This window comes from Pantoea sp. JGM49 (assembly GCF_018257655.1).
GTDB classification, from domain to species: Bacteria; Pseudomonadota; Gammaproteobacteria; order Enterobacterales; family Enterobacteriaceae; genus Pantoea; species Pantoea communis.
The window spans coordinates 54,598-78,557 of record NZ_JAERJM010000002.1 but is presented as its reverse complement, the minus strand read 5'-3'; the positions used below and the strand labels follow the sequence as shown (position 1 = coordinate 78,557).

The window sequence follows — 23,960 nt, the reverse complement described above, 5'->3', positions numbered from 1 at the left end:
ACGGCGGAATTTTTGAGCAGTGCGATTCTGTGTGGGGCCATCTCGACAGCAATGATCGCCATTGCTACTATGCGTTTTCCTCTGCCCATTGAGCTGACTATGGACACCCAATCCGACAAGGTGACGCTGACGCTGTTCTACGCCGCGAGCTTTGTGGTGTATTACGTCGTGACCATGCTGATTACGCTGTTTCCCAACTATGGGGCGCTGCGTAATAACGGTTTACTGGTGCCGGTGCTCTGCTTATTCGAATTCGCGGTGATTTACCCGCTGTATCGTTTTTACTGCCAACGCCGCACTGACATTCCGCTGGGATATCTCCGTCCCGGTCAGGCGCTGCTGTTTGTGGGTGCGCTGGTAGCGCTGATGGTGGCGCAGACGCAATTCCTGCAACCGGAAGGCTGGTTGATTGCGCAGAGTCAACAGGGACGCAGTTCGATGCTGATCCTGCTGCTGACTGCGGTGCTGCTGGCACCGGTGTTTGAAGAGGTGTTGTTCCGCGGTTTTCTGTTACAGGGGTTTCTGTTATGGGCGCCGAAAAGTCGCTTCGCCTGCATGCTGCTCACCTCGCTGCTGTTCGCCGCGATGCACACGCAATACGTGCATTGGGAAACCATCGTGGCCCTGACGCTGTTTTCACTGTTGCTGTGTTACGCCCGTCTGCGCAGCAATAGCCTCGCGCTGCCCATCTTCATGCATACGCTGAATAACCTGATCGCGATTCTGCCCGCCTGGTTCTATGCATAAAAAAACAGCGCAAGAGATTGCGCTGTTTTCAGAATAAAAGCATCAGGAAATGGCCGAGTCTTTGTGTTTGTCCGCCTCAAAATGGGCTTTGAACTGCTCGTAAATAGAAATCATGTTTGAAGCATCGCCTTGCATTGGGCTGAGTTTGCCTGCACGCACCAGTTCAATCACCAGTTGCAGCGCGGCTTGTTTTGGGCTGCTGGCCGGATGGGCAATTTCGTTCAACATTGGTCACTCACTCATCATTTTTGTCAGGGCCGCACAGTTTAGCTCAGATTGTCATGCTGTTGTGCGTCCGGCTGGTTATAATCTCACCGTTCGCACCACCAGGCCGCTCAGGGTGATCATTGACTCTCGTGCCGTTTGGCTATACTGGATTAAAAAAAGGAACGAACAGCCACTGCTTCCGTATCATCAGGAACGTGTTTAAGGAGTCCAATCATGCTGATTGGTTTTGTGTTGTTAGTGAGCGCGTGTGGACATGATGCCTGTGACGCCTTACCGGTGTCAGAACGTATCTACCCGACCAAAGTGGCCTGTGAGCAAATGGCCGACCGCATCCATAAAGTTCGACCGAATGTGGTCCTGCTGTGCGGGGAAGTGCACCGTTAATTCGGTGCCAGTTTTATTTGAGCTGTACAAAAATAAGCCAGACGGCATTGCAAGATCGGCGCATAGCGTCCAAAATATAAGCTGCTTTACACTATTACCGTTGTGAATCCCATGAAGAAGACTCGCCCCCGTCGTCCAAACGGACGCTGGGTTTATTACATTTTGTATGATGGCATTCTCTGGCCCTGCCCGGTGCGCTGGGAGTGGGAGAGCAGCTTTGAAGGCTGGTTGCCATTCTACTACTCGCCGACCTTTGAGTTTGTGGCGGGCGACCCACGCAAGGCCTATCGCATTGCGCGCAGCAGTGTGCGTAACGTTCGTCAGCCAGACAGCGAATACGCCTGAATCAACCGAGCTGCCACGGTAACCAGCTGGCGGTCAGCAGATAGTGCACCCCTTCCAGCACCAGAATCACCATCACTAGCACGCCGAGCTTATGGCGGCAGATCCAGTCTTTTAACCCCATATCATCGCCGCCCAGCGAATCAGCATCAGCGCGCCGCAGATGCACAGCAGCACCACAATCATTTTCCAGTGTTTAGTTGCAGCCAGTTTTTTCCCCACGCATCCTCCAGACGGCAGAAAGCAACGATGCGCCCTAAGGCGCATCGCTATTCTACCGCTGGTAACCCGTAAGGGCGATTAATTATTCAGCGTGTAGTCCAGGCTAATCTCGGCATTAAGCACCTGAGATACCGGGCAGCCCGCTTTGGCTTTCTGAATAATCTCATCAAATTTGGCACTGTCGATGCCTGGCAGCGCGATGGTGCTGGTGAGTGCAATTTTGGTAATGGCAAAACCTTCACCTTTCTTGTCCAGGGACACATCCGCGGTGGTGTCGATGCTTTTAGGCGGATGCCCAGCCTGACCCAGCATCAGCGACAACGCCATGGAGAAGCACGCCGCATGTGCAGCACCGATCAGCTCTTCCGGATTGGTGCCCTTCTCACCCTCAAAGCGGGTATTGAAGCCATAAGGCTGGTTGCTCAGCACGCCACTTTCGGTGCTCACGGTACCCTTGCCTTTGATGTCGCCTTCCCAATGGGCCGATCCTTTCTTATGAATGGTCATGTCATTCCTCCTGTTAGTCAGACAGCAGTCAGTATAGACAACCCCTCTCATTTTGCTTTCCGCAATTCAGCTCACGGCACGTGGTCGAGCCGGATGTAAACCCGCTTCGCTCAGCAGCGCATTCGCCTGCACCAGCGAGTCCTGGGTGATCTCGGCAATGGTTTTGGCCCCGGTCAGCGTCATCGCCACTTTCATCTCTTTTTCGATCAAATTCAGCAAATTCTCAACGCCACGCTGACCATGGGTCGCCAGTGCATAGATAAAGGCGCGACCCAGCAGGACAGTGTCTGCACCCAGCGCGATCATGCGCACCACATCCAACCCGTTGCGGATACCACTGTCGGCCAGAATCGCAATATCGCCTTTCACGGCGTCTGCAATGGCAGGCAGTGCGCGCGCCGATGACAGCACACCATCCAGCTGGCGTCCGCCATGGTTAGAGACCACAATGCCGTCCGCGCCGAAGCGCACCGCATCACGCGCATCTTCCGGATCCAGAATGCCTTTGATCACCATCGGCCCATCCCAAAACTCACGAATCCACTCCAGATCTTTCCATGAGATCGACGGGTCAAAGTTGTTCGCCAGCCAGCCAATATAATCTTCCAGTCCGGTAGGCTTGCCAAGATAAGCGGAGATATTACCGAGATCGTGCGGACGCCCATGCACCCCGACATCCCACGCCCACTGCGGATGCGTCACCGCCTGCCAGTAGCGACGCATCGCCGCATTTGGCCCGCTCATGCCCGAATGCGCATCACGATAACGCGCGCCCGGCGTCGGCATATCCACGGTAAAGACCAGCGTCGAGCAGCCCGCCGCTTTCGCGCGTTCCAGTGCGTTGCGCATAAAACCACGATCGCGCAGCACATACAGCTGGAACCACATCGGACGATTAATGGCTGGCGCTACCTCTTCAATCGGGCACAGCGATACCGTGGAGAGCGTGAACGGAATACCTTTCAGTGCCGCTGCACGCGCGGCCTGCACTTCCCCGCGTCGCGCGTACATGCCGCACAACCCCACGGGCGCTAACGCGACCGGCATCGACAGCGTTTCGTTGAACAGTTTGGTTTCCAGACTGAGATCGGACATGTTCTTCAGCACCCGCTGACGCAGCGCCACGTCCGACAGATCGGACACATTGCGCTTCAGGGTGTGTTCGGCATACGCGCCGCCGTCAAGATAGTGGAACAGGAACGGGGGCAGGATGCGTTGCGCCGCGGCGCGATAGTCACTGGCTGCAGAGATGATCATCAGTTTTTTTCCTTACGATTATCCAGGGATTCGCCTGGCAAGCGGGTAATGCGCGCCTGCCGGGCTTCATCTTCATGGAGTGATTTCAAGGTGGTATGCACAAAGCCGAGGTGATCCATCGCTGCCTGGCGTGCCGCCTCGGCATCACCGGCCATCACCGCATCGAACATCGCCTGGTGCTGTTCATTCAGGCGATTAAAAATCACCGGCTGGGTGTACATGCGCTGGCGGCTATGCAGTACCGAAGACTGCAGCAAATCGAAGAAACCACGCATGGTTTGCAGCAGCACTACATTGTGCGAGGCCTCAGCGATGGCGAGATGGAAGCGCAGGTCGGCCTGCGCCGCGATATCGGGATCGTCACAGTCGTGCATCTTGAGCAGAGCATCAAAAGCGAGGCGCAGCTTCTCTTTATCCGCTTCAGTGGCACGCAAGGCGGCGTGCCAGGCGGTGCTGGCTTCGATGGCGTGGCGCGCTTCCAGAATATCCCAGCGATAATCGGGATCGTCCGCCAGCAGTTGGCGAATCGGCTCAACAATACGCTGTTCCGACCAGGGCTCCTGCGGCTCACACAGCCAGGTACCGCCGCCGCGTTTACTGATTAACACGCCGCTACTGATCAGCTGCTGAATCGCCTCACGCAATGATGAGCGTGACACACCGAACTCAGCGGCCAGCTGGCGCTCGGCCGGTAAGCGCATACCCGGCTCCAGCTGGTGTTCCTCAATCCAGGCGAGCAATCGCGCCCGTAGCGTTTCCGCTAATCGCGGCGTGTTTTCTGTCATGGAATCATCCAGGTTAAGACATAAGCTTGCAGCGTTGTGATCACCCCCACCATGCAGGTGAAGATCAGACTGTGTTTAACGGTAAAGCGGAACAGATCCGACTCTTTACCCACCAGCCCCACGGCGGCGCAGGCGATGGCGATCGACTGAGGTGAAATCATCTTACCCGTCACGCCACCCGTGGTGTTGGCGGCCACCAGCAGCACATCCGACACACCAATCTGCTGCGCGGTGGTGGCCTGCAACGCCGCGAACAACGCATTTGAAGAGGTATCAGATCCTGTCAGAAACACGCCAAGCCAGCCAAGGAACGGCGAGAAGAAAGTAAAGGCATTGCCGGTGTGCGCCAGCGCTAAGGCCAGTGTGGCAGACAATCCGGAGTAGTTGGAGATAAAGGCGAAGGCCAGCACCATACCGATGGAGTAGATGGGCAGTGCCAGTTCTTTCAGCGTCTCACCGAAGGTCTGGATCGCCGCAGCGGGCTTCATACGCAGCCAGATCACGGACAGCACCGCCGCCACGATAATCGCTGTACCGGTGGCTGACAGCACATCAAACTTGAAGATGGCCGCATAAGGCGTTGCCGCACTCACCACCGGCGGCATACGTGCCACCAGCTCATGCAGCAGCGGTACCGGAACGCTGAATACCCAGTCATACATCACGCCACCTTTAGCAAACAGCGCCTTGAACGGCGGTATGCTCCACAGAGTGACGGTAGCCGTGAGGAACAGGAATGGCATCCACGCGCGCACAATCTGGCCCAGCGTATAGCGCTGAGAGGTTTGCGTCGGGTCAACGGCGGTTTTCTCATCGAAACGGAAAATACGTACTGGCTTCCAGCGGCGCAGGAACAGCGTGAGGCAGATAAGAGAGGCCAGTGACGAGATGATGTCCGGCAATTCCGGGCCGAGGAAGTTGGAGCTGAGGAACTGCGCAATGGCAAACGATCCACCCGCGACGATCACTGCTGGCCATGTTTCCTTGATACCGCGCCAGCCATCCATAATCGCCATGATCCAGAACAGCACAATGAGGGTCAGGAACGGCAATTGACGCCCGGCCATCTGGCCAATCTGGAAGCTGTCGAGTCCGGTGACTTGCCCGGCGACAATAATCGGAATCCCCATCGCACCAAAGGCTACTGGCGCGGTGTTGACGATCAAGCATAAGCCAGCCGCGTACAGCGGATTAAAGCCCAATCCCACCAGCAGGGCTGCGGTGATTGCCACCGGTGCGCCAAAACCCGCCGCCCCTTCGAGAAACGCGCCGAAGGAGAATCCGACGATCAGCATCTGCAAGCGCTGATCGGGTGTGATGGAGAGGATCGAAGCACGGATGATGTCGAATTGCCCGGTTTTCACCGAGATTTTATATACAAATACTGCCGCGACGATGATCCAGGCGATTGGCCACAGGCCGTACAGGAAGCCATAGACCACGGAAGCCAGCGCCTGGCCCAACGGCATGCCATACAGGAACAGCGCCACCAGCAGTGCAATCACCACCGTGGCGGAGCCCGCCTGATAGCCTTTCAGCTTGAGCTTCAGCAGGGCGAAGAAGAAGAACACAATCGGGATCACCGCCACCAGGCTGGAGAGCCACAGATTGTTGAGAGGATCGTAGTTTTGTTGCCACACCGGCATGCCGTTATCTCCAGAGGTTACCAGATGAGTGCAGCGCAACGGCAATGCAGGTTTGCGCCGCAGGTCTTGCCCTTCTGCTCACTGAAATTGGTAGGACCAAATTGCAGTGTGGGGCTTTCTGGCTCCAGATAGTTAATGCATTGTTAACCTAAAGCAACGAGGCTGGGGTTATTTTTCGTGTTCTGTGACGATGTGGCAACATTTAAATCGTTTTGGTAGGACCAATCATCATTCTGTCTGACCAAAGGCCCGACGATAACTGTGGGGATGAAAGCGAAGATTCAGCACGATCAATCCCACCGTTACGGTGCCCTGCATCATCCACACGCTGGTAAAACTGTGCGTCAGCACCTGCAACTGACCGGCGATAAACGGCATACACCCGGCGATAATGAAACCTGCGCCCTGCATAAACGCCACCAGGCGTGCACCCGCCTGCGGATGTGGCAGGTGATCGAGCGCCAGCACCATCGCCAGCGGGAACGCAGCCCCTAAACCAAATCCGGCAATCGCCGCCCACAACCATGGCGCCAGCAGGGGAGCAAACAGGAAACCGCACATACCGACCAGCTGGCAAACCAGACTGATGATCAGCTGTGGACGACGATCCGCCTTGCGCGCCAGCAAGGGCATGAATAATGCGCCAGCCACCTGGCAAAGGATCATCACCCCCAGTAACGAGCCGCCCGCCTGTGCTGACCAGCCAAGGTGGTGATAAGCATCCGGAAGCCAGGCGACGCACGTGGCATAACCGCCATTGACCAGGCCAAAACTGAGCGCCAGCGACCAGGCGCGCGGTTTTCGCCATAGCGAGGGCATAGATACCGACTCTGCGCTTTGCGCCACCGGCACACGCACGATCCACCACAGCACAATCGCCAGCAATACGGGCAGTGCCCAACCGGTGAGCGCCAGTGACCAGCCGAAATGCGCACTGAGCCACGGCGAGAGTGCTGCCCCTAATCCTCCGCCGCCCATCAACGCGCCCGCCCACAACCCGGTAACGGGGGCGCTGCGCTGGGCAAAGCGCTGGCGGATCAACCCTGGCATCGCCATCTGCACCACGCCAACCCCCAGCCCGGCAAAAAGCGCGCTGACCACCAGCCATTGCCCGTCGTGAATCACACCGCGTGCGGCCAGCGCCAGCAGCAGCAGGACTAGCCCGGCGATCAACAAACGTTGCAGCGGAACACGTTGCATCAGGGAGGCACTGAGTAGCGCCACCGCGCCCATCATCACCATCGGTACGGCGGGTAACAACGAAGCGGCAATGGAAGAGAGGCTCATGGCCTGGCGGAGTTCGCCCAGCAATGGGCTAACAGAAGTCAGTAACGGACGCATATTGAGCCCGGCCAGCACCAAAGCGGCGAGCGTCAATCCGTTGGAATGTCGGTTCATACACAATCCTGCAGTAGAAAGATTGTCAGGGTCGCAGCAATGGTTACTATTTGGAAATGAAATAACACCATAGTGATCAGTGGAAAAATGAATCGTCAGCCGATGTTTACGCCACAGCAGTTACTCAGTTTTGTTGCGGTATGCGAAACCGCCAGCTTTACGCGCGCCGCCGACCGCGTGCATCTATCGCAATCCACCGTCAGCCAGCAGGTGCGCCGCCTGGAGGAGATGATTGGCAAAGCGTTGCTGGAGCGCACCTCGCATCAGGTGGTGTTAACTGAAGAGGGAGAGAAATTACTGGGCTATGCCCGCCGCATTATTGCGCTCAACGGTGAAGCGCACGATGTGCTGAGCAACAAGTGGCGCGATGGCGTCCTGCGCCTCGGCGTACCGGAGGATTTTGCTGCCCCCACCGCAGCACTGCTGGCGCAGTTCAGCCGCGAGCATCCGCAGCTGCGCCTCGACGTGATGAGCGGCATGTATGTCGACTTGCATCGTGCGTGGCAGCGAGAAGAGCTGGATATCATGCTGATCAAGCAACCCGGCGGTGAACGCCCATTGGCAGCGCGACCGGAGCCCCTGCTGTGGCTGGACAGCGCCGAACACCCCTGCTTTGAGCAGACGCCAGTGCCGCTGGTGGTATTTCCCCAGCAGGGACTGTATCGCGAGGAGATGTGTCAGACGCTGGATGCGCTGGGCCGCAGCTGGCGCATCAGCTACAGCAGCGCCAGTCTGGTGGCACTCGCCAGTGCCAGCGCGGCCGGATTAGGTTTAACGCTGCTGCCTGCCAGTTGTCGCCTGCCCGGCCATCGTGTGCTGGACGAAGCCGCAGGCTTACCGCCGATCAGCCACTTTGAGCTGGCGCTGTTTTGCCGCTCTCCACAGGATGATTTGCAACAGGCGCTGGCCGTGGCGTTAGTGGAATTTTGCCAGTTAAAGTGGCAGTGATTTTCCCACTGCTCAGCAGTGGGAAATATCGCAGCGCCGCGCCCCGGGTTTTGCCAGATTAACGTTTTACTTGTTGACTGGAGCCTCTGATGCACCTCACTTCACCTAGCCGTCGCGATTTCATTAGCCAGGGCGTCCGCCTCACCGCAGCCGGAAGCCTGCTGGCAGCCGGTATGAACGCCGCCGCCTCATCGCCCTCTTCCGCCGCAGCGCCAATCTCTACGCCGCCGCCGCGCGTGGATCATTACCAATTGCTCAACGTACGCCTCGAGGAAGGCTTTGAGCGTGAGGGCAACGACATCATCGCGACGCGTACTGCGCTTTACGATATCACTGTTAAAGACGGCAAATTTGCCGCCATCGAAGCCGCTGGTAAAGCGCGCAACGCCGACATTCCGCAGTGGGATGCCCATGGTTCGCTGCTGTTGCCGCGCACCCGTGACATGCACATCCACCTGGACAAAACATTTTATAGTGGCCCCTGGCAAGCGCCACGCCCACGTCAGGGCAAAACCATCATGGATATGATTGCCCGTGAGCAGGTATTAATCCCGCAGTTACTGCCCACCTCACAGGCGCGTGCCGAAGCTTTGATCGGTTTGCTGCACAGTAAAGGCACCACCGAAGCACGCAGCCACTGCAACATCGATCCGGTGAGTGGCCTAAAAAGCCTGGAGCATCTGAAGCGGGCGCTGGCGAACCACCCCGAATTTCCCTGTGAAATTGTCGCCTTCCCACAGCACGGTTTACTGCATTCCAAAGTGGATGGCCTGATGCGCGAAGCGATGCAGATGGGCGTGCAGTACGTTGGCGGATTGGATCCCACCAATGTGGATGGCGCGATGCAGGCCTCGCTGGATGCCATGTTCCAGATTGCGCTCGATTTTGATCGTGGCGTCGATATCCATCTGCACGAAACCGCACCTTCTGGCGTGGCGGCCATTCAGTATATGGTGGACACCATCGCGAAGAACCCGCCGCTCAAAGGCAGAGTGACGCTGAGCCATGGCTTTGCGCTGGCCACGCTGGAAGGCAAAACGCTCGATAAGATGATTGCAGGCATGGCTGAACAACAGATGAGCGTGGCGTCCACCATCCCCATCGGCAAACTCACCATGCCGTTACCGCAATTGCAGGCCGCGGGCATCACGGTAATGACCGGCACCGACAGCGTGATCGATCACTGGTCACCGTTTGGCACCGGCAGCATGCTGGAGAAAGCCAACCTGTATGCACAACTCTATCGCGGTTCGGATGAGTTTGGTTTGAGCCGGGCACTGCACATTGCCACCGGCGGCATCTTGCCGCTATCTAACCAGGGCGAGCGCCAGTGGCCGAAAGTCCAGGATGACGCCAGCATGATGCTGGTTGAGGCGAGCTGCTCCGCTGAGGCTGTCGCCCGCATCTCGCCGGTACGAGCCACCTTCCACAGCGGTATGCCGGTGTTCAGCGTCTGAGATCAAAAAAGCCTCCTTACGGAGGCTTGATGAACGAAAAATGCAGGGGCGGCAAGCGCCCCATACGAGTTGCTGGATTTACGATAACATCTGAATCGCCAGCGCATACAAACGCTGGTTTTCATCGTCGCTAGCTGGCTCTTCTTCCGCGTAACAGGCAATCATGGAACTAACTTTATCCGAAGATAAGGTCTCTCCGTGCAGATGCAGGGTTAACACGGCGCGGCCGACGATTTTCAGAATGTCTTCGTTTTGTCCCTGGACGTAAAGACTCAAAGTGGACCTCTGAAGATATTATTGTTTGCCAAGTGGCGCGCCAAATATAAAGCAAAACGGCAGGGTATTTTAATCGGAATTTTACCCATCTTAAGTCACACATAAGCGTAACATAGACAAAAACAGGTCAAAAAGACGCTATATAGTCCCTTTATCAACGCTAATTGCACCTTTTCATTCAGGAAAGACGTTTCACATCTTTTGAAGCAACCGGTCACAAAGAATAAAATGATTAGAATTTTACACCTATTAAAGGCGAAAATTTAATCAAACGATCGTCACGCTAATTGATTTCAATGCGTTATCAATTGCGCGATTTGCATTGCCGATAGCAGCCCTTTCTGCGAGACTGACCGCCGCAATCCTGACCGCTATTTGAGACATTCCCGTGACCGCTTTTTCTACCCTGACGCAACTTCCTGCCAGCCAACTCGACAACCTGCGCGAGATGGGCTTCGACGCCATGACACCTATTCAGGCGGCTTCATTGCCCGCCATTCTTGAAGGGCGCGATGTGCGTGCGCAGGCGAAAACCGGCAGCGGTAAAACGGCCGCCTTTGGTATTGGCTTGCTGCAGCGCATTGACAACACCCGAAGCCAAACTCAGGCGTTGATTCTGTGTCCAACGCGTGAACTGGCCGATCAGGTGAGTAATGTGCTGCGTCAGCTGGCACGTTTTACCCGCAACATCAAAATATTGACGCTGTGTGGCGGTCAACCGATGAGTGCGCAACGCGATTCGCTGGTGCACGCACCGCAAATTGTGGTCGGCACGCCGGGCCGCATCCTTGATCACCTGAAGCGCGACAACCTCGATCTCAACGCACTGCAAACGCTGGTGTTAGATGAAGCCGATCGCATGCTGGAGATGGGCTTCCGCGACGATATGGAAGCGATCATTGGTTTCACACCGGATGCACGCCAGACGCTGCTGTTCTCTGCCACCTGGCCAGATACCATCGCCAGCCTCAGCCAGCGTTTCCAGCGCGATGCATTGGCCGTGGCCACAGAAGACAAAGCGGAACTGCCTGCCATTGATCAGCAATTTATCGAAGCCAGCGCCAGTGAGCGTGGCAATCTGCTCAGTGCCCTGCTCAGCCAGCAGCAGCCCGCTTCTTGCGTAGTGTTCTGTAATACTAAACGTGAGTGTGATGACGTCGCAGCGGCATTGAACGATCGTCAGATCAGTGCACTGGCACTGCATGGCGATTTGGAGCAGCGCGATCGTGAACGTGTGCTGATCCGTTTCGCCAACGGCAGCATCCGCGTGCTGATTGCCACCGACGTGGCTGCACGCGGACTGGATATCAAATCGCTGGCGTTGGTGGTGAACTTCCAGCTGGCATGGGATCCTGAAGTGCACATCCACCGCATCGGCCGCACCGGTCGTGCAGGCGAAAAAGGACTGGCGGTCAGCTTCGTCGCGCCCGATGAAATGGTGCGCGCTAATGCGCTGGAAGAGTATCTGAGCCAGAAACTCAACTGGGTTTCCTCCGCTACTCTGAAAGGAAAAGCGGCGCAAGCTCTGCCTGCCACTAAAATGACGCTGTGCATTGATGGTGGTCGCAAAGCCAAAATCCGCCCTGGTGATATCCTCGGCGCGCTTACCGGTGAAGCCGGATTCAGCGGCGATCAAATTGGTAAGATCGATCTGACGCAAACCCACGCTTATGTGGCGATCGATGCGGCACAGGCGAAGAAAGCGCTGATCAAGCTGAAAGAAGGCAAGATCAAAGGCAAAAGCGTCCGCGCCATCCTGCTGAAGTAATCCCCTATGCGCGAGGGTATCCACTCTCGCGCTAAATTTTCTGCCCCGCCCCTTCATTTTTTTTCCGCGCTGCCGATAAGTTAATCATTGCCCCTTTACCTAGCCCAGATTCCGCTTGAGGCCATGATGGATAATTTTCAGAAAGAGATCGATGAACGCGCTAACCTTGCGCTTTCCAATAAATTCGAACTGCTGCTGTTCCGCCTGGGTTCCGATCAGCTGAAAGGCAAATCTGAGCTATACGGCATTAACGTGTTTAAACTGCGCGAAATCGTACCGATGCCCACCATTACCCGTGCAGCGGGTATGCAGTCACCGCTGCTCGGTATGGCCAGTATTCGCGGTCAGTTTATCCCGGTCATCGACCTGCCCGCAGTGACCGGTTGTAAACCGGAAACCGGCCTCAATCTGCTGCTGGTGACCGAATATGCGCGCAGCACCCAGGCCTTCGCGGTGGAGTCGGTGGAGAATATCGTTCGTCTCGACTGGAACCAGGTGCACACTGCCGAAGCCGGCATTGGCAGCCGCAACATCACCAGTATCGCCTGCCTCGATACCGACGGTCAGAGCAACAATCTGGCAATGGTGCTGGACGTTGAGCAGATTCTGTATGACATCATCCCTTCGGTGCGTGGCGTTGAGCCAAGTGCTGAGACGGCGAAAGATTTCAACCTCAAGCCTGGCCAGGTGGCGATTGTCGCGGAAGACTCCAAAGTGGCGCGTCAGTTGCTGGAACAGGGTCTGAAAAGCATGGGCATTCCGGCCATCATGCATAACACCGGTCTGGAAGCCTGGATCAAAATTAACGAGATGCAGAAAGAGGCCGCTGCGGCAGGCGAGTCGATCCACGACAAAATCGCGCTGGTGTTAACCGATCTGGAAATGCCAGAGATGGATGGGTTTACCCTGACGCGTAATATCAAACGTGATGATGCATTGCGTCAGATTCCGGTGGTGATCCACTCCTCTCTCTCCGGCAGTGCCAACGAAGACCACGTGCGTAAAGTCGGCGCCGATGGCTATGTGGCGAAATTTGAGATTAATGAACTGTCGAGCGTGATCCATCGCGTGCTGGAAAAGAAACGTTAATCCTTTCTAATCTCACCTACCTCCCTATAAGGCGCGTTATTCGCGCCTTTTTTACGTCCTGCCTTCCCTGATAAAACCGATCCACTCATTAATCATGTTAACGGTTTTGTGACGCACCTCTAAAAAATTAAAGTTAAAACATTAACAACCGATAACTGATAGCGCTTGAACCGGTGCTGCCATACCAGATTAATTACGCCCGGAAAGTATCTTTACCTTATAAAACATCAGCCTGATGCGGGCCCTCAGCCTGCTTTTCCGTCTTGAAAACAACACTATTTAGCATTACGGGGAGAACCAATGTTGAGCTTAAAGAATATGAAAGTGGGCGTCCGTTTAGGGATAGCCTTCGCACTTGTTGTGGCCCTTCTGGGGGTAGTCGGTGTGACGTCGATTATGAAAATCAACAACATTAAAAACGGCATCACCTCCATTGTGGAAGACCGCTATGTCAAAGTCCGTCTGGGTTTTGACGTGCGCGATGGTGTGAACGATCAGATCAAATACTTACGCGGCATGGTGATTGATACGCTGCGCCCGGAAAACAACGTACAGCGTTTTAAGCAGCTGGATGAGGCAACCGAGCGCACCAACAGCGCTATGAAAAAGATCGAAGCCATTCAGATTACCGAAATCGGTAAAAAGAAAATCGCCGGTCTGCTGGCCGCCAGCCAGCTGTTTGAGCAGCAAAAGAATGAAGTGTTGGACTTAGTGCGCGCAGGAAAACTGGATGAGGCGAGCACGTTTGTGCTGAAAAAAATCACCAGCACCCAGAATACCTTCCTTGATAGTGCGGTGGCTTTCGCCAACTCACAGTCCGATCAGCTGCGCAAAGAAGGCACTGGCATTATTGATGACGGCTCGACTGCGATTGAAATCACGCTGATCTTCTCAGCCATCGCGATTGCTGCCTCTGTGCTGCTGGGCTTTATGTTGACGCGCTCAATTGTCCGCCCGTTAAATGAAGCGGTAGGCATCGCCGAGAAAGTCGCGGCGGGCGATCTCAGCTCGCACATTGAAGTCAGCGGCAAAGATGAAACCGCCGTGCTGATGCAGGCACTGCAGGCGATGAACGATAACCTGCTGACCATCGTGTCCAACGTACGCGCCGGTTCTGACACCATTGCCGTGGCCTCAAATCAAATCTCCAGCGGTAACATTGATCTCTCATCCCGTACCGAGCAGCAGGCCAGCTCGCTGGAAGAGACCGCCTCCGCCATGGAGCAGATGACCGCGACCGTGAAGCACAATGCGGATAACGCGCGTGAAGCCAATCAGCTGGTGGCCACCACCTCAACCGTTGCCAAAGAGGGTGGCGTGGTGATGGAACAGGTCATCGAGAAGATGGAGGCGATCACTCTCTCTTCTAAAAAGATTGTCGATATCATCAGCGTGATCGACTCCATTGCCTTCCAGACCAACATTCTCTCGCTTAACGCTGCGGTTGAAGCTGCTCGCGCCGGTGAACAAGGCCGTGGATTTGCTGTGGTCGCCACCGAAGTGCGTAATCTGGCACAGCGCTCCGCCTCTGCCGCGAAAGAGATCAAAGTCCTGATTGAAGACTCAGTCTCGAAAGTGGATGAAGGCAGCCGTCTGGTGACGCACGCGGGAACCACCATTGGTGAAGTGGTGAACAGCGTGAAGAGCGTGGCGGATATCATGAGTGAAATTACCATTGCCAGCAGCGAGCAGAGCAGTGGTATTAGTGAGATCAATCTGGCCATAACCCAGATGGAAGCGGTCACTCAGCAGAATGCCGCGTTGGTGCAGGAAGCCTCTGCCGCTTCACAAGCGTTGCAGGAACAGGCCGATCGTCTGGCGCAGTCAATGAGCGTCTTCAAGACAGCGGCAGTGTAAGACAGAGCGGCGCGAGGAGTCGCGCCGCCCTTTTGCATCAATGCATCAGCGAATACGCAATCGACGAAATCGCTAACAGGCCAACAATCACCACAAACACATTGCTGATTTTGCCACTGTACTGACGCATCGCCGGGACTTTCTGAATCGCGTACATCGGCATCAGGAACAGAATCATAGCAATGATCGGCCCGCCGAGGGTTTCAATCATGCCGAGAATACTCGGGTTCCAGGTGGCAACCAGCCAGGTCGTCAGCAGCATAAAGCCGGTTGTGACGCGGTTCAGACGCTGAGGCGACACGTTTTTTCCCCGGCTGCGCAGCGATTTCACCACCATTCCATTGAAGCCTTCACGCGCACCCAGATAGTGGCCGAGGAACGATTTGGTGATCGCCACCATCGCCACAATCGGTCCCATCCAGGCAATCATCGGCACATTAAAGTGGTTTGCCAGATAGGAGAGAATGGTGATGTTCTGCTCTTTCGCCGCCTGCAAATCCGCCGGTGACAGGCTCAGCACACAGCTGAACACAAAGAACATCACCGTCACCACCATCATCAAGTGTGCGCTAGCGAGAATGCGTGAGCATTTCTTTTCCGCTGCTGCGCCATACTCGTTGCGCTTCGCCACCGCGAACGACGAGATAATCGGCGAGTGGTTAAAGGAGAACACCATCACCGGAATTGCCAGCCACAGCGTCATCCAGATGCTGCTATCGCCAGCGCTTTGGCTAAACGACAGCGTTTCCAGTGCAGCGCCGTGCCAGTGTGGCACCAGATAGGCGGCCAGTAGCATCAGCACCGCGACAAACGGGAACACCAGCACGCTCATTGCCTTGACGATCATCTGCTCGCCAAAGCGTACCACCGTCATCATGCCGATGATCAGTACCAATGACAGCACCACGCGCGGCGGCGAGACCATCCCGAGTTGATGCACGATAAAGCTGTCGACGGTGTTGGTGATCGCCACGCTGTACATCAGCAGGATCGGGAAAATAGCGAAGAAATAGAGCAAGGTGATGATCTTGCCTGCGCCCACACCGAAATGCTCTTCCACCACTTCAGTAATATCTTCACCGGGGTTTTTACCCGACAGCACAAAGCGCGTCAGAGCTCGGTGTGCATAGTAGGTCATGGGGAACGCGAGGATGGTCATAATAATCAGGGGGATTAGACCACCTGCACCTGCATTGATAGGCAGGAACAAAACGCCTGCGCCTATCGCTGTACCGTAGAGGCCCAGCATCCACACGGTATCACTCTTACGCCAGCCTGTTGAACGGGCCTCAACCGTGCCCTGCGCAACGGTTTGTGAGTTGTCCATCTGTCTCTCCAGAATTTAAAGCTTTTTAAACAATGCAGCCGAAATCACGGCGGCTAAACATGCCATTGGTGCGACGGGGCACATGCTACGTGTTTTTGACGACTTAAGGTTGCCTGAACGCAAGACATGCATCACAAAGCCGTCATAAATGCGCGAATCGGTTATTAAATCAACAAAAATGCATGATTCGCGCACGCAAACGTTTGCATGGGGCGCTATTTGACCTGAGAGCATGAAGGAGTGCAAGGATTTGTCGGGTTCGATTTGCAGGCTGAACGGGATGCTGACAGGAGAGTGATGCGCGAGTGGGAGGCGTTGAAAGTGGGCTATGCGGACGGGGAAAATGTGGCAACGGCGAACCGTTGCCACAGGCACTGCAGTAGAGAAAGGTGAAACTCCCCCGGCAACTGCTCTCTGGCGAAGCCAATGTTCCACTCGGTATTCTGAGGAATATCCGCAGCAGACAATGACAGAGAATAATCCCGGGAGAATTTCAAATCAGAATGCGCGCATTCTGTAGAGTGCATAGAGGAAATAGTACGCTGTGATAGTATTCAAATTCATAATCATGTACTTCAGTTTTTCATTTTTATTCAGCAGAATGAAAATCCCTTTCGAGTATTTCCCCCGCTTTATTTCATTAATTTCCTGCGCGATATCTGCAGGTGAAAACGACGAATGATACATCGCCGTGACAATTTGCATATCTAACGCCAGCACGCGTTTTGAAATGCCCTTTAGCAGGTAATCGAGATTACTCCCCTGATATTTCTCAACGATAGAATCATACAGCGTGGTCAGAAACTGTTTTCTGACTTTGAGCTCGCTGTAATGCACCTTTTGCTTGGATAATGAACCGGCAACATCTTCATAATGGTAAGCCGTTCCCTGAGTGACCAGAAAATTGCTAATACAGCTGAAGAATTTGAGGTTAAATAAAAGATCCTCACTCATTGAGATCCCCTCAATAAAGCGAAGATTCAGCTCACTCAGTATCTGACGGCGATAACACTTATTATGCAAATAACCAATGTTGTCGCTCATCTCCAGCTCACCGAGCACATAAGGAATATCCTCGTTGCTGAAGAAGCCAGCCTGAGAGACCTTGCCCACACGGCCGTCGTTGAGGTTTCCTACCATCAAATCTACCGACTCCGTTGGCCATGCATCCAGATTCAGTTTGAAGATCATTAGAAAATCATCATCCACCCAATCATCTGCATCGAGGAAAAGAACATATTCCCCACTGGCCTGTTGCAATCCGCTGTTGCGAGCCGCGCTGACACCGGCGTTCCTTTGGTTTATTACCGTGACCTGAGAATAACGTGAAAACTCCTCCAGTACGTTTAGGGTTGAATCAGTGCTACCATCATTTACCACCACAATTTCATAATCGCTGAACGTCTGATTAAGCACACTCAGCAATGTCCGCTTGATGGTTTTTTGTGAGTTATAGACGGGAATAATAATACTGAAAAGTGGTTTTTCATTCATGATAAACTCTCTTTACTGTCTGAGGTTTTGTAATTGACAAATAACTGCCATAGTTTCCTGGGGTTGATAAAAATCTGATGAATACGCATCACCGGTTGCGCAGTGAAGAAATAATTAAGCAGCGAGAAAGAGAGGAATTCGGTTAATACCACGCTGAGGGCAGCGCCGGTTAAACCCAAAAGCGGCACCAATAAAATGGACGATGCCAGGCAGATAATTAATACCGCAAAGGTCTTTTTCACTAAAAAGCGATAACCGTTGTACTTAATAATAAAACGGTCCATGAGGCTGCTGAGCACACCACACATCGCGCCCACACTGAGCAGCAGCGTCGGCGCGATGGCATCGAGATACGCCTCGCCGTAAAAGTCACGGATAAACCAGCCTGCGAGTTGCCATATCGCCATGATCACAATGGCGGACACCCCCACGACCAGCAGATGCAGTTTTTGCGCTTTGACAATTGACTGCTCATCATCACGCTCGGCAAAGAACGCCGGAAAAAATGAGGCCAACAAGGCATTAGGTAAAAACACCCATGAGGTTGCCAGCGTCATGGCAACAGCAAATATCCCCGCCTCCTTTACACCGAGGAAATACGAAACGCTGAGTTGGTTGACGCGGGTATAAATTGCGATAGCGATCACCGAGAACACCAGCGAAATGCCAGAAGCCACCATGTAGCGCGAATACTTTTTGATGTGGCGCAGCGCCGGAATCGGCCCCTGGCGATGATAGCGCCAGAAAATCGCCAGCTTGATGCTGAACGGCAGCAACGTAGCCAGCACAATGGGGATCGCCAGAAACTGAGGGTCCAGTTGCAGATACGAAATAATGAAGCGCACTGACAGACTGATGGCGAGGCCGATCACGTTGGCGATCACATTGAGTCGAGCGTTGAGCATGGCCTCGTTGTAGATATTGACCAGATCAATCGACGAGAACAGACAGGCCATCGCCGCTGCGCAGATAAATACCAGCGCTTCACGGCTCCACGCCTCTCCCATGATCACCATGCCGCTGAGCGCTAAACCGCAGTAAATCAGCATCACCAGCAGAAAAGTCGCCATCATCAGGCGAATACCTGAATGACGATTTTGCGAAATACGCTTCAGCAAAATCACATCGCTGCCCATCACGGCGATCGACTGAATAAACTGAAACACCAGCATCGAGAGTGAGATAATTCCGAAGGTGGTCGGTCCAACATATTTCGCGACATAGGACGTCACAAAAATCAGACCAAACACTGCGATGAGTTTTTCAGCAATCATCCACATCGAATTTTTTAATTTATCTTTCACAGATCAACCTCAGTGAGAATCATGACTAAGCCAAACTTCACGTCCCTTTCGCCCGGCTTAACATTAAATTTGATTTATTTAGGAGTTTCCTCAGGCAGAAATCGCCGGCCTTTTAACTCTCATAAAACGGTGGGTTAAATAAGATTATCGCTAATCAAATCGTGCAATTTTATTATTCATTCATTTAACTAAATACGCAGGCTACCGCCCCTGGCTTACAGCTACCAGTGTACTGACTACCTGTTACGGGCTATTTTTGGCGCAAGGAACCGCACTGCACTCAGACGAGTTCAGTTAAATATCATGCAGTTACATTAATTCTTATTTCGAAGACAAGATGACACTTAGTGCAATCACCGTGACATCAATAAGAAACGCCAATTATCAATATGCCATTCAATATGATTAAAACAGGTGCAGCCTACTGAATTTTTTTGCACCACAAGAAATGCCGACCGGGATTGAAAAGGTACATCTAAAGACGGCCTTCTCAACGAACGTTACGACATTCACGATTTTGCTGTATGCCCTGCCTTTTTATTATCTCGATGCGTCTTTCGCCGTTCGATAATGGCAAGTGGCGTTAATTCAACATGACTCTCGCAGCCGTGTTGCAATGGGCTCAGGGCCCTAATTTTGCGATCTGATTCAAACTTTTAATCGCATTCTCACCAGACATTGCGATGAGGTCAATGGCCTGGAGGCCAATACGGAATTTACTTAGCTGGAAATGGGATATCGCAGAAGGGGAAAGATTAGCGCGGATGAATCGGTTTTCAGAAAATTGATTAAGGCGACAGTCAAATACTGTTAGGAATAATAAGATCGAAATGGACTTACAAGACCATTTTTCGCTAACACCTTGTTCTGTAAGTTAACCTGCAAATTATCCGGGCAAATTAAACTGTAATGAATCTGGAGATAAGAACGGACCTGATATATCGAACCGTTTTATTGCCTGGTGCCGTACTGAAAACTACACCATCTCCAGATTAACGTTTTTTTGTACGCATTAACGTAAATAAAAAGAGAATTAACACATTCCATCTGAGAATATCGCCATCCTATGCGGCTGGCGTGCCAGGAACCACTGTTAAAGAGACAACTCACCTGAGACGCTCTGCGTGTATTTTGGTCAAAAAAAAAGCGAGGCCGCAGCCTCGCCAGATAGATGGGTCTCAGTCGTAATAGGGAAGTTTACGATCGACACCGTTGATATTCACCAGCACAAAGCCGGTTGGCGCGGTTTTATTGGTTGGCGTTCCGGCGGCGGTGGCCATCGTCAGCACGCCCTTCTCATTAGCCCCAATCCCCGCCAGCCCATTGTGCATGCCAAAGCGTGCGGCTGGCTTCAGTGTGCCCATGTTGGTGGTATCGGTAACAACTGACAGATCAGACTGGAACAGCGAGCATGAGCCTGAATCGAAACGCGTTGGGCCGGTGGTTTTCAGGTTCAGCATGGTGTCGCCACTGTTCGCTTTCAGCTTCACCCACACCACGGCATAAGTGGTACCGACACGGCCGTAACGCATATCCAGGATGGCGGGCTGCCCCATATGAAAAGCATCCGCCCACACCGTTTCCAGCCGTTGCAAATTGATCCAGGTTTTGCCGCTACTTGCCACGTTAACCGGGGTGCCGGCAGTGCCGGTGGGCTGGGTGGCATCGGCTTTACCAATAAACTCCATCACCCACTGCTGGTTCGCATTCGGGAAGAACAGCTGCCCCAGGCGATACCAGTTGTCAGTTGACGTGTTATTGGTGATCTTGTAGCCGCTATAATAGCCGGCACGTAGCGATCCGGTCAGGAAACTACCGTAGCTCTCGTCGCGACGATAACCATATTCGAAGGTGGAGAGCCATCTGCCGGCCACCAGATCGTTCGACACTTTCGCGCCAGACTGCAGGTTGATTTGACGCATCACCACGCGCGCATTATTGAGATTGAAAGGATTGCCGCAATCCTCAATATTGAGCGTATCAATGGTCCAGCCACCATCCGACAAGTCTCCTGGATTGCGCGTGTGCTCGATCCACACATTGCGCAAAATCCCCTGTGTACAGCGCGGCATATACAACGTGGCGTCACCATAACCCGTCTGGAAGTTACAGTTACAAATCTCAATCGCGGTAGAGTGATCCCATACCCCATTCGGTGAATTTGACCAGCCCACATCGAAGACGCGCGCATAGGTGTAGAGGGTATAAATCTGGTCAAATTTGGTGTCCAGCGTATCCAGCACTTTAATCACCGTGCCGCCGTTATTCTGTGCGCGGAAACAGTAGATGTTTACCGTGGTGCCTTCGATACAGGTATTTTCGAAGAACGGCTGCACGTTGCTGCACATATCGGCCGTGATGGTGCCTTTGTTGGTGGTGATATCTGCTGAAGCCTGACCATTCCAGGCAATGCCTCGAATCGAGGTGCGACGCGCCTTCACCTTGAATACCGGGTTGGCACTCTTATCCGAGATAATCGTGGTACGCGGCAACGAACCCAGCTCAACATCATCACCCTGCAGACCGAAGAAGGCGTTATCGGTGCCGCTGATATCAATTGGACTGATCAGAAACTTCCCGCCGGGAAAACGAATCGGCAGGTCCTTAATATTACCGCTGTAATTCTGCGTCCAGGTTAGCATGCGATTAACCGCGTCCGTGTCATTGGCATAACCGTCTCCTTTCGCACCAAAGTGGTAAACGTTGATGTCGGACGGATCGTTAATCACACGTTTCCAGTAAAAGCCATTACCTACCGCCAGCGTCCCGCCATCATCAGTGGCAGTGGTGGTGCCGATAAAACCGGTGAAGTCACCGCCACCGTGGAAGGTAGAGTCCGCGTTATAGCGACGCAAAAACGCCAAATCGCCGTTTTTGCTGGGAACGGTAGTACGCAGTTCAGCATAAGAGTTAACTTCGATCATCATAGCCTCCTCGGCCTTTTCAGGTTTGCAATGCAAGTGTGGGAACAGCGTTAGTGCGCCGATGTGCCGCAGTGCTGATCCCAGAGATCGTTGTGGTTGTTGATGGCGCGCACGGTGCGAACATCCATACGCTCGGCATCGTTGCCGTGGGTGTAAATCGGGGAGAAAAGCGTGCAAGCAGAGTCGATAACGACGGGGGATTCAGGGCTGGTTGTATTTCGAGTGCTGCAGCTTGTCGCGAGCAGCAGCGTCATCAAGATTAAGATTGCTGGCTTCCACACGTTTAGCCTCCTCGCGCAACTGTTGTTGCTGCTGGTTAACCGCGACAGCTTGCACGGCCGCTTTGTTCGCGGAGTCCACCTCTGATTTGGCTTGTTGCTGCACCTTGCCAATCTTTCTGCCACCGAAGTAGCTGGCCACCAGTGCCGCAACAATGCCCGCCAGTGCAGCCAGCCAGTGCCAGCTGCCGCCAAGCAGTGAAGTAATAAGCGTCATGGTTTCTCCTCCAACGTCTTGCGCTGTTCAATCAGGTTTTTCTGTCGGACAAACTGCGCCAGAACCCCCATCGCCACCATGAAGGCACCAATCAACCCGAGGTAGTTGTGGGGAAGAATGTCTTTGATGTCCTGAGGCAATGCATTCCAGGCATCCAGCGCGGATGAGGGGAAGGATTGCGCCCAGGCGCTGAGCATCGAACCCAATGAAGCCAGCCATACTGACCAGGTTTTGAACAACAGTCGCGCATGCTTCACAAACTCCAGCGTGGTAAAACGCTGGAGCAACAACAGCACAATCACTGCTGCCAGCACCGCGATGACAAACACCATCCATCTCATGTTCATAACAGCCCCCGATAAATGTCGTAGCTGCCGCTGCGCATGACTTCAGCGTGACGCCGTGCGCGCCCGGGCGTTTGCCGTGCCCACAAGCTGTCGAGCATGGCATTGGCGGCGCCATTAAAGTCCCCCTGGGTGATGGCGCTCAGCATGCCGCGAAACAGGGATAACCCATCAACGCCCAATTGATATGCCATGCTGATCAGCACATCACAGCGCGCCTCACTGCACTTGCTTAGCGCTTGCTGCACCAGAGCACGCTGGTTCATCTCCAGCACTTTGTTCTCCACAATGCACTGCTTCCACACATCCCCGACTCGTCGCGGTACCTGGAAGATGTAGTTGCTGAGTGAGGCTCCTTTAGGCCCGATGCGGATACCGCCGGCCACGGTAGGAAACCCTTGCGTATCAAGGTAGGGCGCCTCGCGGTAGCCCTCTTCAAAATTCAAAATGGCAATAATCTGGCTCATAGCGATTCCTCTTTGACGGGCGCAACGATGCAAAAATGACTGCGCAAAGACTCCAAAACATAAATCTCACTGATCTATCCGCCCTTCTGAGACCACGCGTAATCCGCGCTACGCTCAAGCGAGGCTAAACAGTGAGCAATAACGAAACGTTCCGCTTAAAGCTGGGAAATATGACAAGGATTTAGCGCACGGCGTACAAATGGACGTGGGGCAGACAGCAGTTGTCGAAGCTGGCGCTTTCGGCCTGACGTGGTGTGGGGGCCATTACCGCACAGTCGACTCGCGATTGCGTCTGGCGCTGGCAGATGCGCTCTGCGCTACGCAGGCTTGGGTTATCGGGCTCAAGGCCTAAGGCGCAGTCGATACTGCGCTTCAGGCGGCTAAGTGACTGGCGGCGTCGGTGACGGCGGGTGCGCGCGTTCCCGGTGAAGACTGACTTGCCATACTGGATAATCGCCATAACTCCTCCTGTGAATGAGTCTTTGGCGATGGGGTGGCAGGCGCGGCGTGTCGGCTGAAGCCGAGGCGTCCGTGATTCCACTGCAAACACCCGACATCGACCCGCCCGGCTGCGTTCGCGGCCAGGGATAAGCAGAGGAGAGTGAAGTCAGAAGAGAGCTGACGACGCTGCATAATGCGCATCCACCCCATCCCAAAATTCACTGACTTTGGGTGGTGGGTATCGCGCTTGTGC

Annotated in this window: 24 protein-coding genes; 8 read left to right on the top strand and 16 right to left on the bottom strand. The window is 54.0% G+C overall.

Annotated features, from left to right (window positions below; all coding sequences use genetic code 11):
• Positions 1 to 99: 99 nt before the first annotated feature.
• Complete coding sequence (locus JK231_RS03515; RefSeq protein WP_211728011.1) at positions 100 to 747, top strand: CPBP family intramembrane glutamic endopeptidase; 648 nt, start codon at positions 100 to 102, stop codon at positions 745 to 747.
• A 42-nt stretch (positions 748 to 789) separates the two neighbouring features.
• Here JK231_RS03515 and JK231_RS03510 read toward each other — a convergent pair whose 3' ends face one another.
• Positions 790 to 975, bottom strand: a complete 186-nt coding sequence (locus JK231_RS03510) for a hypothetical protein (protein WP_034830477.1) — start codon at positions 973 to 975, stop codon at positions 790 to 792.
• A gap of 213 nt (positions 976 to 1,188) precedes the next feature.
• On the opposite strand from JK231_RS03510, the gene JK231_RS03505 reads away from it, so the two are divergent.
• Positions 1,189 to 1,359, top strand: a complete 171-nt coding sequence (locus JK231_RS03505) for a hypothetical protein (protein ID WP_007887091.1) — start codon at positions 1,189 to 1,191, stop codon at positions 1,357 to 1,359.
• Between the two features lie 111 nt (positions 1,360 to 1,470).
• The gene (locus tag JK231_RS03500) at positions 1,471 to 1,704 is read left to right on the top strand and encodes a hypothetical protein (RefSeq protein ID WP_160834018.1); all 234 of its coding nucleotides are present in this window, start codon (positions 1,471 to 1,473) and stop codon (positions 1,702 to 1,704) included.
• Between the two features lie 111 nt (positions 1,705 to 1,815).
• Here the strand turns inward: JK231_RS03500 and yniD are convergent, their stop codons facing one another.
• The 6 genes from yniD to JK231_RS03475 form a co-directional block, all read right to left on the bottom strand.
• Positions 1,816 to 1,923, bottom strand: a complete 108-nt coding sequence (yniD, locus tag JK231_RS25455) for a small membrane protein YniD (RefSeq protein WP_097117533.1) — start codon at positions 1,921 to 1,923, stop codon at positions 1,816 to 1,818.
• Positions 1,924 to 2,001: 78 nt separating this feature from the next.
• Positions 2,002 to 2,430 carry an OsmC family protein gene (locus JK231_RS03495; RefSeq protein WP_034830472.1) on the bottom strand — a complete coding sequence of 143 codons (429 nt, stop codon included), beginning with the start codon at positions 2,428 to 2,430 and terminating at the stop codon, positions 2,002 to 2,004.
• Between the two features lie 66 nt (positions 2,431 to 2,496).
• Positions 2,497 to 3,687, bottom strand: coding sequence for an FMN-dependent L-lactate dehydrogenase LldD (lldD, locus tag JK231_RS03490; protein ID WP_097117534.1), 1,191 nt, complete (start codon positions 3,685 to 3,687; stop codon positions 2,497 to 2,499).
• On the bottom strand, positions 3,687 to 4,472 hold the full coding sequence (lldR, locus tag JK231_RS03485) for a transcriptional regulator LldR (RefSeq protein ID WP_034830467.1): 786 nt from the start codon (positions 4,470 to 4,472) through the stop codon (positions 3,687 to 3,689). Before lldR ends, lldD begins: the two co-directional genes overlap by 1 nt.
• Positions 4,469 to 6,118 carry an L-lactate permease gene (lldP, locus tag JK231_RS03480; RefSeq protein WP_211728010.1) on the bottom strand — a complete coding sequence of 550 codons (1,650 nt, stop codon included), beginning with the start codon at positions 6,116 to 6,118 and terminating at the stop codon, positions 4,469 to 4,471. Before lldP ends, lldR begins: the two co-directional genes overlap by 4 nt.
• Before the next feature lie 228 nt (positions 6,119 to 6,346).
• Complete coding sequence (locus JK231_RS03475) at positions 6,347 to 7,516, bottom strand: cyanate transporter (RefSeq protein ID WP_211728009.1); 1,170 nt, start codon at positions 7,514 to 7,516, stop codon at positions 6,347 to 6,349.
• A gap of 87 nt (positions 7,517 to 7,603) precedes the next feature.
• Here JK231_RS03475 and JK231_RS03470 point away from each other — a divergent pair, with 87 nt between their 5' ends.
• Entirely contained in the window at positions 7,604 to 8,464 is an 861-nt protein-coding gene (locus JK231_RS03470; RefSeq protein ID WP_211728008.1) for a LysR substrate-binding domain-containing protein, read from the top strand.
• 89 nt (positions 8,465 to 8,553) lie between these two features.
• Entirely contained in the window at positions 8,554 to 9,921 is a 1,368-nt protein-coding gene (locus JK231_RS03465) for an amidohydrolase family protein (RefSeq protein WP_211728007.1), read from the top strand.
• Between the two features lie 78 nt (positions 9,922 to 9,999).
• Here the strand turns inward: JK231_RS03465 and JK231_RS03460 are convergent, their stop codons facing one another.
• Entirely contained in the window at positions 10,000 to 10,197 is a 198-nt protein-coding gene (locus JK231_RS03460; RefSeq protein ID WP_034825302.1) for a hypothetical protein, read from the bottom strand.
• A gap of 388 nt (positions 10,198 to 10,585) precedes the next feature.
• Here JK231_RS03460 and dbpA point away from each other — a divergent pair, with 388 nt between their 5' ends.
• The 3 genes from dbpA (at position 10,586) to JK231_RS03445 (ending at position 14,911) form a co-directional block, all read left to right on the top strand.
• Positions 10,586 to 11,965 (top strand): ATP-dependent RNA helicase DbpA, encoded by a 1,380-nt coding sequence (dbpA, locus tag JK231_RS03455; protein ID WP_211728006.1) that lies wholly within the window; start codon positions 10,586 to 10,588, stop codon positions 11,963 to 11,965.
• A 126-nt stretch (positions 11,966 to 12,091) separates the two neighbouring features.
• Positions 12,092 to 13,054 carry a chemotaxis protein gene (locus JK231_RS03450; protein WP_034825306.1) on the top strand — a complete coding sequence of 321 codons (963 nt, stop codon included), beginning with the start codon at positions 12,092 to 12,094 and terminating at the stop codon, positions 13,052 to 13,054.
• Positions 13,055 to 13,354: 300 nt separating this feature from the next.
• Complete coding sequence (locus JK231_RS03445) at positions 13,355 to 14,911, top strand: methyl-accepting chemotaxis protein (RefSeq protein ID WP_097117540.1); 1,557 nt, start codon at positions 13,355 to 13,357, stop codon at positions 14,909 to 14,911.
• A gap of 37 nt (positions 14,912 to 14,948) precedes the next feature.
• Here JK231_RS03445 and JK231_RS03440 read toward each other — a convergent pair whose 3' ends face one another.
• From JK231_RS03440 to JK231_RS03405, 8 genes are all read right to left on the bottom strand, one after another.
• The gene (locus JK231_RS03440) at positions 14,949 to 16,238 is read right to left on the bottom strand and encodes an HAAAP family serine/threonine permease (protein WP_097117541.1); all 1,290 of its coding nucleotides are present in this window, start codon (positions 16,236 to 16,238) and stop codon (positions 14,949 to 14,951) included.
• A gap of 498 nt (positions 16,239 to 16,736) precedes the next feature.
• Positions 16,737 to 17,732 (bottom strand): glycosyltransferase family A protein, encoded by a 996-nt coding sequence (locus JK231_RS03435; protein WP_097117542.1) that lies wholly within the window; start codon positions 17,730 to 17,732, stop codon positions 16,737 to 16,739.
• Positions 17,729 to 19,036: an oligosaccharide flippase family protein gene (locus JK231_RS03430; protein ID WP_058961536.1), complete on the bottom strand. Its 1,308-nt coding sequence runs from the start codon at positions 19,034 to 19,036 to the stop codon at positions 17,729 to 17,731. The genes JK231_RS03435 and JK231_RS03430 overlap by 4 nt, the downstream gene beginning before the upstream one ends.
• A gap of 1,178 nt (positions 19,037 to 20,214) precedes the next feature.
• Positions 20,215 to 21,960, bottom strand: coding sequence for an amylovoran biosynthesis protein AmsF (locus tag JK231_RS03425; protein WP_097117543.1), 1,746 nt, complete (start codon positions 21,958 to 21,960; stop codon positions 20,215 to 20,217).
• Positions 21,961 to 22,161: 201 nt separating this feature from the next.
• Positions 22,162 to 22,455 (bottom strand): hypothetical protein, encoded by a 294-nt coding sequence (locus JK231_RS03420; RefSeq protein WP_097117544.1) that lies wholly within the window; start codon positions 22,453 to 22,455, stop codon positions 22,162 to 22,164.
• Positions 22,452 to 22,796 (bottom strand): hypothetical protein, encoded by a 345-nt coding sequence (locus tag JK231_RS03415; RefSeq protein WP_176505737.1) that lies wholly within the window; start codon positions 22,794 to 22,796, stop codon positions 22,452 to 22,454. Before JK231_RS03415 ends, JK231_RS03420 begins: the two co-directional genes overlap by 4 nt.
• A 2-nt stretch (positions 22,797 to 22,798) precedes the next feature.
• Positions 22,799 to 23,266 carry a hypothetical protein gene (locus tag JK231_RS03410; protein WP_034825324.1) on the bottom strand — a complete coding sequence of 156 codons (468 nt, stop codon included), beginning with the start codon at positions 23,264 to 23,266 and terminating at the stop codon, positions 22,799 to 22,801.
• A 181-nt stretch (positions 23,267 to 23,447) separates the two neighbouring features.
• Entirely contained in the window at positions 23,448 to 23,726 is a 279-nt protein-coding gene (locus JK231_RS03405) for a hypothetical protein (protein ID WP_034825325.1), read from the bottom strand.
• Positions 23,727 to 23,960 lie beyond the last annotated feature (234 nt).

Coding starts and splice junctions, on each gene's coding strand:
- lldD (WP_097117534.1), bottom strand. CDS start 3,687: ATGATCATCTCTGCAGCCAGTGACTATCGCGCCGCGGCGCAACGCATC.
- JK231_RS03435 (WP_097117542.1), bottom strand. CDS start 17,732: ATGAATGAAAAACCACTTTTCAGTATTATTATTCCCGTCTATAACTCA.
- lldP (WP_211728010.1), bottom strand. CDS start 6,118: ATGCCGGTGTGGCAACAAAACTACGATCCTCTCAACAATCTGTGGCTC.
- JK231_RS03445 (WP_097117540.1), top strand. CDS start 13,355: ATGTTGAGCTTAAAGAATATGAAAGTGGGCGTCCGTTTAGGGATAGCC.
- lldR (WP_034830467.1), bottom strand. CDS start 4,472: ATGACAGAAAACACGCCGCGATTAGCGGAAACGCTACGGGCGCGATTG.
- JK231_RS03475 (WP_211728009.1), bottom strand. CDS start 7,516: ATGAACCGACATTCCAACGGATTGACGCTCGCCGCTTTGGTGCTGGCC.
- JK231_RS03440 (WP_097117541.1), bottom strand. CDS start 16,238: ATGGACAACTCACAAACCGTTGCGCAGGGCACGGTTGAGGCCCGTTCA.
- JK231_RS03500 (WP_160834018.1), top strand. CDS start 1,471: ATGAAGAAGACTCGCCCCCGTCGTCCAAACGGACGCTGGGTTTATTAC.
- JK231_RS03515 (WP_211728011.1), top strand. CDS start 100: ATGGACACCCAATCCGACAAGGTGACGCTGACGCTGTTCTACGCCGCG.
- JK231_RS03405 (WP_034825325.1), bottom strand. CDS start 23,726: ATGGCGATTATCCAGTATGGCAAGTCAGTCTTCACCGGGAACGCGCGC.
- JK231_RS03470 (WP_211728008.1), top strand. CDS start 7,604: ATGAATCGTCAGCCGATGTTTACGCCACAGCAGTTACTCAGTTTTGTT.
- JK231_RS03465 (WP_211728007.1), top strand. CDS start 8,554: ATGCACCTCACTTCACCTAGCCGTCGCGATTTCATTAGCCAGGGCGTC.
- JK231_RS03510 (WP_034830477.1), bottom strand. CDS start 975: ATGTTGAACGAAATTGCCCATCCGGCCAGCAGCCCAAAACAAGCCGCG.
- JK231_RS03495 (WP_034830472.1), bottom strand. CDS start 2,430: ATGACCATTCATAAGAAAGGATCGGCCCATTGGGAAGGCGACATCAAA.
- JK231_RS03420 (WP_097117544.1), bottom strand. CDS start 22,455: ATGACGCTTATTACTTCACTGCTTGGCGGCAGCTGGCACTGGCTGGCT.
- JK231_RS03505 (WP_007887091.1), top strand. CDS start 1,189: ATGCTGATTGGTTTTGTGTTGTTAGTGAGCGCGTGTGGACATGATGCC.
- JK231_RS03410 (WP_034825324.1), bottom strand. CDS start 23,266: ATGAGCCAGATTATTGCCATTTTGAATTTTGAAGAGGGCTACCGCGAG.
- JK231_RS03450 (WP_034825306.1), top strand. CDS start 12,092: ATGGATAATTTTCAGAAAGAGATCGATGAACGCGCTAACCTTGCGCTT.
- JK231_RS03415 (WP_176505737.1), bottom strand. CDS start 22,796: ATGAGATGGATGGTGTTTGTCATCGCGGTGCTGGCAGCAGTGATTGTG.
- JK231_RS03425 (WP_097117543.1), bottom strand. CDS start 21,960: ATGATCGAAGTTAACTCTTATGCTGAACTGCGTACTACCGTTCCCAGC.